The 11,349-nt window shown below is 73.0% G+C and carries 10 protein-coding genes; 6 read left to right on the top strand and 4 right to left on the bottom strand.

Going from position 1 to position 11,349, the window contains the following annotated elements:
- Positions 1 to 242: 242 nt before the first annotated feature.
- Positions 243 to 2,222 carry a M13 family metallopeptidase gene (locus ACYVGN_RS02070; protein WP_460788449.1) on the bottom strand — a complete coding sequence of 660 codons (1,980 nt, stop codon included), beginning with the start codon at positions 2,220 to 2,222 and terminating at the stop codon, positions 243 to 245.
- A 67-nt stretch (positions 2,223 to 2,289) separates the two neighbouring features.
- Between ACYVGN_RS02070 and ACYVGN_RS02065 the strand changes: the two genes are divergently transcribed.
- The 4 genes from ACYVGN_RS02065 (at position 2,290) to ACYVGN_RS02050 (ending at position 6,769) form a co-directional block, all read left to right on the top strand.
- Complete coding sequence (locus ACYVGN_RS02065) at positions 2,290 to 2,661, top strand: carbohydrate kinase family protein (protein WP_460788456.1); 372 nt, start codon at positions 2,290 to 2,292, stop codon at positions 2,659 to 2,661.
- A gap of 164 nt (positions 2,662 to 2,825) precedes the next feature.
- On the top strand, positions 2,826 to 4,151 hold the full coding sequence (locus ACYVGN_RS02060; RefSeq protein WP_460788448.1) for an MATE family efflux transporter: 1,326 nt from the start codon (positions 2,826 to 2,828) through the stop codon (positions 4,149 to 4,151).
- A gap of 55 nt (positions 4,152 to 4,206) precedes the next feature.
- Positions 4,207 to 5,226: an aldo/keto reductase gene (locus ACYVGN_RS02055; protein ID WP_460788446.1), complete on the top strand. Its 1,020-nt coding sequence runs from the start codon at positions 4,207 to 4,209 to the stop codon at positions 5,224 to 5,226.
- 289 nt (positions 5,227 to 5,515) lie between these two features.
- Positions 5,516 to 6,769 carry a glycoside hydrolase family 6 protein gene (locus ACYVGN_RS02050; protein ID WP_055988620.1) on the top strand — a complete coding sequence of 418 codons (1,254 nt, stop codon included), beginning with the start codon at positions 5,516 to 5,518 and terminating at the stop codon, positions 6,767 to 6,769.
- Positions 6,770 to 6,813: 44 nt separating this feature from the next.
- Here the strand turns inward: ACYVGN_RS02050 and ACYVGN_RS02045 are convergent, their stop codons facing one another.
- Entirely contained in the window at positions 6,814 to 7,281 is a 468-nt protein-coding gene (locus tag ACYVGN_RS02045; RefSeq protein ID WP_055988618.1) for a VOC family protein, read from the bottom strand.
- A gap of 215 nt (positions 7,282 to 7,496) precedes the next feature.
- Between ACYVGN_RS02045 and ACYVGN_RS02040 the strand changes: the two genes are divergently transcribed.
- The gene (locus tag ACYVGN_RS02040; protein ID WP_460788444.1) at positions 7,497 to 8,789 is read left to right on the top strand and encodes a M23 family metallopeptidase; all 1,293 of its coding nucleotides are present in this window, start codon (positions 7,497 to 7,499) and stop codon (positions 8,787 to 8,789) included.
- 7 nt (positions 8,790 to 8,796) lie between these two features.
- On the opposite strand, the gene ACYVGN_RS02035 is transcribed toward ACYVGN_RS02040, so the two are convergent.
- On the bottom strand, positions 8,797 to 9,405 hold the full coding sequence (locus ACYVGN_RS02035) for a TrmH family RNA methyltransferase (protein ID WP_134747108.1): 609 nt from the start codon (positions 9,403 to 9,405) through the stop codon (positions 8,797 to 8,799).
- A 78-nt stretch (positions 9,406 to 9,483) separates the two neighbouring features.
- Here ACYVGN_RS02035 and ACYVGN_RS02030 point away from each other — a divergent pair, with 78 nt between their 5' ends.
- The gene (locus tag ACYVGN_RS02030; RefSeq protein ID WP_055988612.1) at positions 9,484 to 10,116 is read left to right on the top strand and encodes a metal-dependent transcriptional regulator; all 633 of its coding nucleotides are present in this window, start codon (positions 9,484 to 9,486) and stop codon (positions 10,114 to 10,116) included.
- A gap of 87 nt (positions 10,117 to 10,203) precedes the next feature.
- On the opposite strand, the gene ACYVGN_RS02025 is transcribed toward ACYVGN_RS02030, so the two are convergent.
- Entirely contained in the window at positions 10,204 to 11,181 is a 978-nt protein-coding gene (locus ACYVGN_RS02025; RefSeq protein ID WP_460788443.1) for an SDR family NAD(P)-dependent oxidoreductase, read from the bottom strand.
- Positions 11,182 to 11,349 lie beyond the last annotated feature (168 nt).

The following is an 11,349-nucleotide window of genomic DNA, read 5'->3' as shown; positions in this document are numbered from 1 at the left end:
CTGAGGCGATCAATGGACGTCTCGAGCACCTGCGCGGCTCCGCACTCGGCTTCCGCAGCCTCACCAACTACATCACCAGATCCCTGCTCGAGACCGGCGGGTTCAGACCAGCGCTACACGCTCAAATGCGATGAGCCACATACAGATCTACGGCGCTCGCAGTGTCACGCCTTGACCGAGCTCACTCCTGACCCGCGCACTTTCGTAACGGTCAGCACGCGGACATTCGGCGCTCCTGAGCCTCACCAGATGGTGACGCGCTGCTCCTCCGGCAGCCAGAGCGCATCCGCCTCGGTCACGCCGAACGCGTCGTAGAACGCGTCGATGTTGCGGACGATCTGGTTGCACCGGAACTCGTTGGGCGAGTGCGGGTCGATCGTCAGCAGGCGGATGGTCTCGGCCTCGCGGCCCTTCTGCTGCCACACCTGCGCCCACGACAGGAACAGGCGCTGCACGCCGGTGTACCCGTCGATCTCGGGCGCCGGCTCGCCCCCGAGCGAGAGCTGATACGCCTTGAGCGCGATGCCGAGGCCGCCGAGGTCGCCGATGTTCTCGCCGATCGTGAGGGCGCCGTTCACCTTGTACGACTCCTCCAGGCCGAGGGGCGTGAGCGCGTCGTACTGGGCGATGAGCGCCTTGGTGCGCTCCTCGAACGCGGCGCGGTCGGCGTCCGTCCACCAGTCGGTCAGGCTGCCGTCGGCGTCGTAGCGGCTGCCCTGGTCGTCGAACCCGTGGCCGATCTCGTGGCCGATCACGGCGCCGATCCCGCCGTAGTTCGCGGCGTCGTCGCGCTCCGGATCGAAGAACGGGTACTGCAGGATGGCCGCGGGGAACACGATCTCGTTCATCAGCGGGTTGTAGTACGCGTTGACGGTCTGCGGCGTCATGAACCACTCGTCGCGGTCGATCGGCTTGCCGACCTTGCCGATCTGGCGGTCGTGCTCGAACGCGCTCGCGCGGCGGACGTTGCCGAGCAGGTCGGTCGCGTCGATCTCGAGTGCGCCGTAGTCCTTCCAGGTCACGGGGTAGCCGATCTTCGGCGTGAACGAGTCGAGCTTCTTCAGCGCGCGCTCGCGCGTCTCGGGACCCATCCACTCGAGCGTCGTGATGCTCTGCCGGTACGCCTCGATCAGGTTGGCGACCAGGTCGTCCATCGCGGCCTTGGCGGCCGGCGGGAAGTGCCGCTCGACGTAGACCTTGCCGACGGCTTCGCCCAGCGCGCCCTCGGCGAGCGCGACGCCGCGCTTCCAGCGCTCGCGGATCTCGGGCACGCCCGTGAGGGTCGTGCCGTTGAAGTCGAAGTTCTCGTTCACGAAGTCGTCGGACAGGTACGGCGCCGCGGCCCGCACGATCTTGAACCGCAGCCACGCCTTCCAGTCCTCGATCCGCTCGTCCGTGAGCAGCGTGCCGAGGCCCTCGAGGAAGGACGGCTGGTACGCCACGACCTCGGCGAACGCCTCGGGCCGGCCGGGCGCGACGCCCTCGAGCCACGGCGCGAGGTCGAGGCCGGTGAGCGCCTGGATCTCGTCCCACGTCTTCAGGTTGTAGGTGGCGACCGCGTCGCGGCTGCGCACGTTGTCCCAGTGGTGCGAGGCGATCTCGGTCTCGAGCGCGACGATCCGGTCGGCCTGGCCGGCGGCGTCCGCGATGCCGGCGAGCGCCAGCATCCGCTCGACGTGCGCGCGGAACTGCGTGCGCACCTCGGCGAAGGACTCGAGGCGGTAGTAGCTCTCCTCGGGGAGCGACAGCCCGGACTGCACCAGGAAGGGGACGTAGCGGGTGGGGTTGCCGGGGTCGGGCTCGACGAAGACGCCGATGACGTTCGCGACGCCCTGGCGGTCGAGCGATCCGACCGTGCCGAGGAAGGAGGCCACGTCGGTCACGGCGTCGGCCTGGGCGAGGGGCTCCGCGAGGGGCGCGGCGCCCAGCTCGGCGATGCGCTGCTCGTCCATGAAGCTGGCGTAGAGGTCGCCGACCTTGCGGGCCTCGGTGCCGGGCTCTGCCTGCTGCGACTCCTCGATGATCGCGCGCACGTCCTTCTCTGCCTGCTCGGCGAGCAGGTGGAACGAGCCCCACCGGGCCTTGTCGCCGGGGATCTCGGTGCGCTCGATCCACGCGCCGTTCACGTGGCGGTAGAGGTCGTCCTGCGGGCGGATCTCGTCGCTCAGCTCCTCGATGGCGATGCCGGAGCGGAGGGCGGTCGTGGGAGCGGCGTCGGTCATGGGTCCACCCTAAGCACGGCGTGCCGCGGCGCGCGCGATGACCGGATGATCCGGACCCGATTCTCCGATCCCGGGTTCGGCCGGGCGCGCCGCGGGTCGCGCGCGCGAGCCGTGGCGCGCGCGGCACGCGGTCGTCAAGCTCGGCGAGCGCGGCGCGATCGCGGGCGACGCCGACGGCGGCCGCGAGCAGCGCGACGCGCTCCGGGTCGACGTGGTCGACACGGTCGGCGCGGGCGACGCGTTCGTCTCCGGATGGCTGCGCGAGCTTACGCGCGGCGCCTCCGCGGCCGAGCGCCTCGACACCGCGATCGTGTGCGGGGCCCTCGCCTGCACTGCGTCGGGCGACTGGGAGGCGGCCCCCACGGCCGCCGAGGTCGAGCGCCGCCGCGCCGGCCGCGCATCGGACCCCCGTCTCCCGCTGACGCCGCGTTCCGTCTGAAGGGTCGGCGGTGCGGATGTCGCCTCGTGAGGCCGACATCCGCACACCAGCCCCGGAGACCCGAGCGATGGAACGGCCCACGGCGATGCACGCGCACCGGCCCCGCCGGTCCTGAGGACAGCACGCACGCGCGGCGCGTCCGCGGCCCGTCCTACGCTCGAGGGGTGACGACCCGCACGGCGACGCTGAACCGCGACATCCTGCGGCTGGCGATCCCGGCGCTCGGGTCGCTGGTCGCCGAGCCGCTGTTCCTCATGGTGGACGCCGCGCTCGTGGGCCATCTCGGCGTCGTGCCGCTCGCGGGCCTCGGCATCGCGAGCGCCGTGCTGAGCACGATCGTCGGGCTCATGGTGTTCCTCGCGTACGCCACGACGCCCGCCGTCGCGCGGCGGTTCGGCGCGGGCGACGCCGGCGGCGCCGTCTCGGTCGGCATCGACGGGATGTGGCTGGCGCTCGGGATGGGCGCGGTGCTCGCCGTGGCCGGATGGTTCGCGACGCCCGCGCTCGTCGCGGCGTTCGGCGCGAGCCCGGACGTCGCCGCGGAGGCCGGCGTCTACCTCGGCATCTCGATGTGGGGCCTTCCCGCGATGCTGATCGTGTTCGCCGCGACCGGGTTGCTGCGCGGCCTGCAGGACACCGTGACCCCGCTGTGGATCGCGGGGCTCGGCTTCGTCGCGAACGCCGCGCTGAACGCGCTGTTCATCTACGGCTTCGGCTGGGGCATCGCCGGCTCGGCCGCCGGCACCGTGGTCGCGCAGTGGGGCATGGTCGCGGCCTACGCCGTCGTCGCGGGGCGGCTCGCGCGGCGCCACGACGCGCAGGTGCGGCCGCAGCGCGCGGGCATCGGCGGATCGGCGCGGGCGGGCGGCTGGCTGTTCCTGCGCACCGTGAGCCTGCGCCTGGCGCTGCTGCTCACGGTCGCGGTCGCCACGGCCCTGGGCACGCAGGAGCTCGCCGGCTGGCAGATCGTGTTCACGATCTCGTCGACCGCGGCGTTCGCCCTGGATGCACTCGCGATCGCCGCGCAGGCACTGATCGGCAAGAGCCTCGGGGCCGGGGACGCCGAGGCCGTGCGCTTCGTGCTGCGACGCACGACCGCGTGGGGCGCGTGGTTCGGCCTCGCGATCGGACTGCTCTTCGCTGCGCTGTCCGGCGTCCTTGGCCTGGCGTTCACGGGCGACCCCGAGCTGGCCGCGGTCATCCAGCCCGCGCTCCTGCTGATGGCGCTGACGCAGCCCCTGGCGGGCGTGGTCTACGTGCTCGACGGCGTGCTGATGGGCGCGGGCGACGCCCGCTACCTCGCGATCGCCGGCGTGCTCAACCTCGTGCCGTTCCTGCCCGCGCTCGGCGCGATCGCGTGGCTCGCGCCCGCCGGATGGGGCGGCCTCGCGTGGCTGTCGGCCGCGTTCTTCCTGGTGTTCATGGGCGCGCGGCTGGTCACGCTCGGCACCCGGGTCCGCGGGCGGGCGTGGATGCACGCGCACGCGTGACCCCGGATGTCGCCGACGGCCCCGCCCCCCGCGCCGGCGACCTAGGCTCGAACGCGTGAGCGCGACGCGGACCTCCCCCAGCTCGACCGACCTGACCACCCTCGGTGACGGCCTGAAGGTGCCGCGCCAGGGCTACGGCGGCATGTCACTGAGCGACATCTACGGCCCCGTGAGCGACGACGACGCGCTGCGGACGCTGACGCACGCGGTCGATGCGGGCGTGACGTTCATCGACACCGCGAACATCTACGGCGACGGCCGCAGCGAGCGGATCATCTCGCGCCTGCTGCGCACGCGCCGCGACGAGGTGCAGCTCGCGTCGAAGTTCGGGATCGTCGGAGGCGGCGGGATCGGGAACCGCGGGATCCGCGGCGACGGCCCGTACGTGCGCGAGCAGCTCGAGCTGAGCCTGAAGCGCCTCGGCACGGACCATCTAGACCTCTACTACCAGCACCGCGTGGACCCGGACGTGCCGATCGAGGAGACCGTCGGCGCCCTCGCCGAGCTCGTGGCCGAGGGGAAGATCCGGCACATCGGCATCTCCGAGGCCACGGGCGACGAGCTGCGCCGCGCCGCATCGGTGCACCCGATCGCGGCCGTGCAGAGCGAGTGGAGCATCGTGAGCCGCGACGTCGAGGCGCACGTCGTGCCGGCCGCGCGCGAGCTGGGCATCGGCTTCGTCCCGTACTCCCCCCTCAGCCGCCAGTGGCTCACGGGGGCGTTCGACCCGGCGGCGGTGGGCGAGGAGGACGGGCGGCCGAAGTTCCCGCGCTTCGCCCCGGACACGCTCGCCGCGAACCAGCCGGTGCTCGACGAGGTCCTCGCCGCCGCCGCCGAGGCTGGCGTGACGCCCGCCCAGCTCGCGCTCGCCTGGCTGTACGAGAAGGGCCGCGAGCTCGGCCTGCCGGTCGTGCCGATCCCCGGGACGCGCTTCCCGGAGCGGGTCGACGAGAACCTCGCGGCCGCCGACATCCGGCTCGATCCCGCGCAGGTCTCGCGCCTCGACGCTCTCGCGTCGCGCGTGCACGGACACCGGTCGTTCAACCCGACCTGGGTCTCCGCCGGGCGCGAGTGAGCCGCGGCTCCGGCCCCTCAGCGCGCCGCGCGCCCGCTGACAGGCCGGATGTGGCCCCCGTCGCGTTCCGGGGCGGATGAGCCTGCGCGCGGGCCGCTCGTCCTGTGAGCGGCGCACGGCCGCGCCGATCGCCCTTGACATGCCGCGTCGCGCCCGCCAGGTTGGTATCTGACCCCGAGCGTGGGAGCGCTCCCACACATCGGGATCAGCTCTGCACAGACCCATCACGACAGCGCCGTCGGCGGGTCCGACGGCACCGTAAGGAGCCCAGATGTCCCCTGCCTCGACGATGAGGCGTGCCGGAGCGGCCACGGCGGCCGCCTCCGCCCTCGTCCTCGTCTGCCTCGGCGGCGCCGCACCGGCGTTCGCCGCGAACGACGTGATCGATCCGACGACCACCCTCTACTCCGACCCCGACAGCACGACGTACCGGGCCGCCGAGGGCCTCACGGGCCAGGCGCGGGAGGACGCGCTCGCGCTCGCGCCCTTCCCCACGGCCTCCTGGTTCACGGGCGGATCGCCCGTCGAGGTGAAGCAGGAGGTCAAGGACGTCGTCGTCCACGCGCACGCGGAGGGCGAGGTCCCCGTGCTCGTCGCCTACAACGTGCCGTTCCGCGACTGCGCGCAGTACTCGGCGGGCGGAGCCACCAGCGTCGCCGAGTACACCGCGTGGATCGACGGGTTCGCCAAGGGGATCGGCGGCAAGGACGCGGTCGTCGTCCTCGAGCCCGACGGACTCGGGATCATCCCCCACTACACGACCATCGAGGGCACACAGGAGTGGTGCCGCCCGGCCGAGCTCGACCCCGCCACGGCCGCGGAGGACCGCTTCACGATGCTGCGCCACGCGGTCGAGACCCTGTCGGCGCTGCCGAACACGGCGGTCTACCTCGACGGCACGCACAGCGCGTGGCTCAGCGTCGGCGACATCAGCGACCGTCTCCTGAAGGCCGGGGTGCAGCAGGCGGACGGCTTCTTCCTCAACGCCTCGAACTACCAGTACACGGCCAACCTCACCGCGTACGGCACCTGGATCTCGTCGTGCATCGCGCTCGTGACCGAGGCGGGCGGCGCGTTCGGCGACTGCGGCAGCCAGTACTGGAACGGCGGGCCCGCCAACGGCTGGAGCGGCGTGTCCATGGATCCGTACGGCGAGTGGTCGGCGGACGCCGCGGACCCGGCGCTGAACACGTCGGGCGTCGACTCCCGCTACGCGTCGCAGCTCGGCGACATCGAGCCGTCCACCCACTTCGTGATCGACACGAGCCGCAACGGCCAGGGCCCCTGGCAGGTCGCAGCCGGCTACGAGGACTGGTGCAACCCGCTCGACCGGGGTCTGGGCCTGCGCCCCTCGACCGACACGGGCTACGACCTGCTCGACGCCTATCTGTGGATCAAGGTGCCCGGCGAGTCCGACGGACAGTGCCTGCGCGGCACCGCCGGCCCCGAGGATCCGGCGCGCGGCATGGTCGCGCCGGCCGCGGGCGGCTGGTTCCCGGAGATGGCGCGGGAGCTCATCGAGAACGCGGTGCCCGCGCTCTGATCGGCGGACGCGGGGCGGGGCGCACGACGCGCTCCGCCCCGCGTCTACGCGGCCTCGAGCTCGGCGATCACGATCTTCTTCATCTTCATGAACGCCTGGATCTGCTCGGGCGTGCGCATGAACCGGTCGAAGTCCACGGGCACGATCTGCCAGCTCACGCCGAAGCGGTCCTTGCACCATCCGCACTGCTCGGCCTCGGGAACCGACGACAGGCGCTCCCAGTAGTAGTCGATCTCGGCCTGGTCGCGGCACGCGACGACGAACGAGATCGACTCGTTGAACGTGAAGTACGGGCCGCCGTCCAGGCAGCCGAACGCGGTCCCCGCCAGGGTGAACTCGCCGTTGATGACCTTGCCGGCCATGCCCTCGAAGTGCGGGTCGATGCTCTCGTCCGGGTACTCGTCGATCCGGTCGATGCGGCTCTCGGGGAACACCTCGCAGTAGTACTGCATGGCCTCCCGGGCGTTGCCGTCGAACCAGAGGAACGGGCGGATCAGGGGTGCGGTGATCATTGCGGCCTCCTTTTCGCTGGCCACGCTACGCCGGCGGTCCGGGTGACACGAGGGGTGAGATGGCTCCCTCGGGCCGGGAAAGACGGCCCGACCCCTTCCGCCCGGCATGGCGGATGTCCCAGTATGGGCGCGAGGGACCCATGCAGCCCAAGACACCCGATCGCGGACCCCGCGCCGCCGTGGCGCGAGGATCCCGCGCGGTCGCACGGGGCGCGGTGCGTGCGAGCGTCGCGCTCGCGATGCTGGCGGCGACGACCGCCGGCACGGACGCGGTGGCCGCGACCGGGGCCCCGGCGCCCGAGACCGGCAGCCTGAGCGTGGCGCAGCCGGCGGTGCAGGCCGCGGCGTACGTGGCGCAGACGCAGTACGACATGCCGATCGACCCGGGTCACGGCTACCAGCCCCGGCAGGCGCCGGTGGCGGAGCGGCCGGTCTTCACGACGTTCCACCGCGCGGACTCCCGCGTGCGCCCGGACGGCGAGGCGGGGATCCTCGCGGCGATGGAGGCCTACTCGGCCGACGGCGCCCTGGAGCCTCGCGCGTACGCCGCGAGCACGCCTGCCGAGCTGCAGGAGCGACGCCGCGCGGAGCGCGCGAAGCTGGTGCGCGCGGCCCTGGCCGCCGGCATCCCGGTGGACGTTTCCGAGCTCGCCGCGCTCGGAGACCGCGGGCTCATGGCCGGCCGCCTCGCCTGGCCGCTCACGAACGTCGCCCTGACGGACCTGTTCGCCGCCCGCGGCGGGCGCCACATGGGGATCGACCTCGCCGCACCGGCCGGCACGCCGATCGGCGCCGCGGCCCCGGGGATCGTCATCCTGTCGAGCGAGGGCTACTACGGCTACGGCGTCGCCGTGATCATCCAGCACGCCGACGGCCGCCAGACCCTCTACGGGCACATGTCCCATGGGAGCCGCCGTGTGGAGGTCGGCGACTGGGTCGAGGCGGGCGACGTGATCGGCCACGTGGGCAACACGGGCCGCAGCTTCGGCAACCACCTGCACTTCGAGGTGCGGGTGAACGGGCGCGCGGTCGACCCGATGCCGTTCCTCACCGGGCGCGTGTCGATCAAGCCGGTTCCCTTCACACCGGTCGCGCCGCCGTCCGAGCCCGCCGAGCCCGCGACCGCCTCGGTCGAGCCCGCTCCCAAGCCCCAGCCCGCGGCCGAGCCCGAGCCGAGCCCCGCGCCGAAGCCCACTCCGTCCCCGACGCCGACGCCAACGCCGACACCCACACCCACACCCACACCCACACCCACACCCACACCCACACCCACACCGACCCCGACGCCCACACCGACCCCGACGCAGCAACCCGCGCCGGAGCCGACGGAGACCACGGCCCCCGAACCCACACAGACCACGGCCCCCGAGCCCGTCCAGACCACGGCCCCGGCCCCGCTCGTGACGACCGCGCCGGAACTGGTGCCGACGACCGATCCGCTCTCCGAGCAGACCGTCGCCCCGGAGCCCGCGCCCTCACCGACCCCGACGCCGACGCCGACGGGCTGAGCGCGCGTCAGCCCGCGTGCCTCCGGCACCACTCGTACATCACGATGGCGGCGGCCGCCGAGGCGTTGATCGAGCGCGTCGAGCCGTACTGGGTGATCTCGATGTGGCCGGACGCCGCGGCGAGCGCCTCGTCGGACAGCCCGGGACCCTCCTGACCGAACAGCAGCACGCACCGCGCGGGCAGCTCGGCGCGGTCGACGGGCACCGCGTCGCCGACGTTGTCGATCGCCAGGACCGGGATGCCCTCCCCCGCGGCCCACGCCGTGAACGACGCGATGTCCGGATGGTGCACGACGTGCTGGTACCGGTCGGTCACCATGGCGCCGCGCCGGTTCCACCGACGCCTCCCGATGATGTGCACGGTGTCGGCGAGGAACGCGTTGGCGCTGCGCACGATGGATCCGATGTTCATGTCGTGCTGCCAGTTCTCGATCGCGACGTGGAACGGGTGCCGCCGCGTGTCGAGATCCGCGACGATCGCCTCCATGCGCCAGTAGCGGTAACGGTCGATCACGTTGCGGGTGTCGCCGTGGGCGAGCAGCTCGGGGTCGTACCGGGGATCGGTCGGCCACTCCCCCGGCCACGGCCCGACGCCGTGCCCGCGCACCTCGTCCATCGGGGTGCCGGGGGTCGGTTCGCTCACTCCGAAAGGCTAGCCCGGGATCTCGCGGCGTCGCCCGCCTACGATCGAGACGTGCCCTCGCCCGCGATCGACGACTACCTGAAGGTGGTCTACGCCCACACCGAGTGGCAGGACGCCCCGATCACGCCGAGCGTGCTGGCGGCGAAGCTCGGGATCGCCCCGTCGAGCGTCACCGAGATGGTCAAGAAGCTCGGCGCGCAGGGCCTGGTGGCGCACGAGCCGTACCGGGCCGTGCGGCTGACGCCCCTCGGCGAGCGCCGCGCGCTCGAGATGGTGCGCCGGCATCGGCTGATCGAGACGTGGCTGGTCGAGGAGTTCGGGTACGCGTGGGACGAGGTGCACGAGGAGGCCGAGGTCCTCGAGCACACGATCAGCGACCGCCTGCTCGAGAAGATCGACGAGCGGCTCGGGCGCCCGCGCTTCGATCCGCACGGCGATCCGATCCCGGATGCCTCCGGCCGGGTCGAGCGCGAGGGCTTCGTGCGCCTCACGGAGGCGCCCGTCGGTCACGCCGGCCGCGTGCTGCGGGTCAGCGACCAGGATCCGGCGCTGCTGCGCGACATCGAGCGGGCCGGCATCTCGGTGGGCCTCGACGTGCGGGTCGCGCGCGGCGGCGTGGAGGCGGGCGGCGCGGTCATCGCCCTCCCGGCCGGCGCCGCCGAGGTCATCTGGCTGACGGCCTGATCCGCGAGACCGCGGTCGGCCGGCGAGACCGGCGCCGACGGCGGCGGTCTCGCCGATCCCGTGCGGTCTCGACGGCCGGATGCCGTGTCAGCGGGCCGCGCGCGCGGCGCGCTGGAAGGGCCACTCCATGCCCGTGAGGCGCTCGCACTCCGCCCAGACCCGGCGGCGCACGTCCGGGTCGGCGGCCCAGCGAGAGGGGCGCTGGCGCACGGGCGCGCCGCGCGTGCGCAGCTTCGGCCCCCAGTACTCGCCGCCCCGCACATCCGGATCCACCAGCGCACGCACGAGCGACGCGGCACCCGCCTCCTTGCTCTGCGCGAAGGGCTGCAGCCGGTCGCGCAGGCGCTTCCAGGCGCCGGGCTCGTTGACGCCGTGCACCGTCGGCGTCCGTCCGCCGATCGAGTAGCCGGGGTGCGCCACGACGCTGTCGACCGGCACGTCCGCCGCGCGCAGGCGGGCGTCGGCCTCGATGCCGAGCGCGTGCACGACGAGCTTCGACTGCACGTACGCGTGCCACGCGTCGTAACGGCGCTCGCTCTGGATGTCGATCGGCTCGGCGACGCCGAGGTGGGTCGAGATGCTGCCGAGCCACACCATGCGGGTGTGCTCGCGGCGCGACGCGGTCTTCGCAAGGGTCGTGAGCAGCTCGGCCGCGAGCACGAAGTGTCCGAGGGCGTTGGTCGCGAACACGAGCTCGCGGCCGTCGCGCGTGATCTCCCGCGTGCGGGGCGTGTGCACGATGCCCGCGTTCAGCAGCACGCCGTCGAGGCGGGAGCGGGAGAAGAGGCCGCCGCGGAGCGACGCCGCCGCCGCGCGGATGGATCCGGGGTTGCTGACATCCATCAGCAGCGTCTCCACCGAGGCGCCCGGCACGCGCGCCTCGAGCGCGTCGTGGGCGGCGGCGAGCCGGTTCGGGCTGCGACCGCTCAGGATGACGTGCGCGCCCGCGCCCGCGAGCTGCTCGCTCGCGAAGTACCCGAGGCCGGCGTTGGCCCCGGTCACCAAGTACTGCCGTCCTGACAGGTCCGGCAGGGCGGCCGGATCCCAGGGTGCTCGGGCGATCACACCCCGAACATATCCCCGTCCGGCCATACGCGCAGGTCCCGCCCCGGCTCGGCGACGTTTCGACCGGCTTCGACTCGCTCCGCCCTCTCAGCCCGTTCCGATTTCCTCGCTCGCGAGTGTCCGGCGCGGAGCGTCGGCGCGAGTGTGCGAGACGCTTCTGAAAAGAAC

It is taken from the genome of Microbacterium lacusdiani (genome assembly GCF_054779895.1).
Note: the sequence above shows the minus strand (reverse complement) of the source record. Positions and strands in the feature narration are given on the sequence as shown.